This window comes from Oleiphilus sp. HI0086 (assembly GCF_001635225.1).
Map to the genome: position 1 here is coordinate 1 of NZ_LWFZ01000857.1, position 796 is coordinate 796.

Genomic DNA, 796 nt, shown 5'->3' on the forward strand with positions numbered 1-796 from the left:
GTTGTGCCTAAGCTTCACTCAGTTATGAAATCGCATACTGGCGGTGATTGGAAGTCATTTACACTAACTATAAATGAAACTGGTGAGGCTAAAACCAAATTTGAATACCAATAAAAGCTATAACAAGCAGCTCCACCGGACTCCGCAAAATGTGTCGCGCTTTTTGCTGGAGCAAAAAGTCACGCCAATTTTGCTCCTCCGGTGAGCTGGGCGTTATGTGAAAAAATGGAATTCCGGAGCAGATGAAACAGATCTATAAAATTACTTATAATCCCACAGGTAAAATATATATAGGCAAGGATAGCATCGGAAGCCATCGTTATTTTGGCAGCCCGGATATGGATACAGTAAATGCAGACTTTGCAACGCTTCCTCAAGAGGTACGCAAAGATTACACAGTACGTAAACAGATACTTTGGGAGTCACCAGATTGTGAAGAGTCTGAACTAGCAGCCAAAGAGGTAGAGTTCATTCGCAAGTATCAATCTAATAACCCAGATATTGGTTACAATAGATGACCTAAATTCAATGAAAACACATAACAAGTGCCATCAATCGGACTTGGGTAAACTGTCACCGTTTTTGCAAAAAGACGCAAAAACGCCGCCACTTCACCCAAGCCGTTGTGGCAGGCGTTATATGCGCAAAAGTACCAAACACTTGTACGCGGTTTTCTTAGTTTTGTGCAAAGATGGCCTTCTTATAAAGTCAGGTTATCATCAAGGTTCAGTGTTCTAAAAATTAGTTTTTTGCTCAGCGTAATCGGGTCACTTTGATGGGTGGTTTCGTTGACAGT

The 796-nt window shown here is 41.5% G+C and carries 1 protein-coding gene; it reads left to right on the top strand.

Going from position 1 to position 796, the window contains the following annotated elements; genetic code table 11:
• Positions 1 to 242 precede the first annotated feature (242 nt).
• Complete coding sequence (locus tag A3756_RS15475) at positions 243 to 518, top strand: hypothetical protein (protein ID WP_068511479.1); 276 nt, start codon at positions 243 to 245, stop codon at positions 516 to 518.
• Positions 519 to 796: the final 278 nt, after the last annotated feature.